Annotated in this window: 1 tRNA gene; it reads right to left on the bottom strand. The window is 55.9% G+C overall.

The features are described 5' to 3' along the window. Positions 1–260: 260 nt before the first annotated feature. A tRNA-Lys gene (locus AACY08_RS29235) sits at positions 261–336 on the bottom strand. Positions 337–476: the final 140 nt, after the last annotated feature.

Here is a 476-nt window from a genome sequence, read left to right as displayed (position 1 = left end):
AAACCGCAATATAGGGATTAATGCTTCCCTTAGCGAATCTGGAGCTTCGCGCAAATATCTAACCAAGCATCCGTTTGATGAACCATTAAGAGGCGTTTCAGGAGCGCCACTGCGGTATCGCGGGTGCAGGCAGAAATTTGAGAGTTCTTGGCGCTTACAGCGCCAAGATCGAATCTCGTCCCATTGTCGTCCCGCACCGGAACTGTGGGACGATGAAACTTCAGACGTGCGTGTTAAGTGCTTGTGGTTATGAGTATTTTTGGTGAGCGCGCTGGGGCTCGAACCCAGGACCCCGTGATTAAAAGTCACGTGCTCTACCGGCTGAGCTACGCGCTCCCATGGCCGCTGGATGGCTTGGATGGACATCGCCACCATCGTCGGACATGTCGAGAGCATGTCTTGCCGCAGCGCTCAAGAGGCGCTGCGCGGGAACAACCGGGCGTTTCCGGATCATGCTGTCGGCCCGCGCTGTGTAG

The sequence above is a fragment of the Pseudomonas sp. EL_65y_Pfl1_R83 genome (genome assembly GCF_963970695.1).
GTDB classification, from domain to species: Bacteria; Pseudomonadota; Gammaproteobacteria; order Pseudomonadales; family Pseudomonadaceae; genus Aquipseudomonas; species Aquipseudomonas tritici.
This window is presented reverse-complemented; position numbering and strand designations above follow the sequence as displayed.